Annotated in this window: 1 protein-coding gene; it reads left to right on the top strand. The window is 66.0% G+C overall.

Translation table 11 applies throughout. The features are described 5' to 3' along the window. A partial coding sequence (locus JCM25156_RS26790; protein ID WP_242402771.1) for an ABC transporter transmembrane domain-containing protein occupies positions 1-530 on the top strand: 530 nt, incomplete at both ends.

Below are 530 nucleotides of genomic sequence, written 5' to 3'. Positions count from 1 at the left end.
GGGGCGCGGTGCCCGAGCCGCCGGTCGATTTCGCATGGCTGAGCGGACTGGTGCTGGGGGAGCGGCGGCTGCTGCGCGATGTGGTCATCGCCTCCATGGTCATAAGCGTGCTGGCCGTTTTCCCGCCGCTTATCGTCATGCAGGTGATTGACCGGGTGGTGAACTTCCACTCCATGGCCACGCTCGTTTCCCTGACCGGGCTGGTCGGGGTCATGGCGTTTTATGAAATCCTGCTGACCCACGCCCGGCGCGAGATCACGCTGGTGCTGACCACGCGGCTCGATACGCGCATCTCGCTCGCGGTGTTCGACCGGCTTCTCGCCCTGCCGCTGGAGTTTTTCGAGCGTGAGCAGGCAGGCAACGTGATCGGTCGGGTCGGGGCCATCTACCGGGTGCGGCAGTTCCTGACCGGGCGGCTGCTCAATACCTTTCTGGACCTGTTCACGCTGCTGGTGGTGCTGCCGTTCCTGTTCTGGCTCAGCCTGCCGCTGGCATGGATGACGCTGGCGGCGGCGGGGCTGATCGGGGGG

This window comes from Komagataeibacter kakiaceti JCM 25156 (genome assembly GCF_000613305.1).
This window is presented reverse-complemented; position numbering and strand designations above follow the sequence as displayed.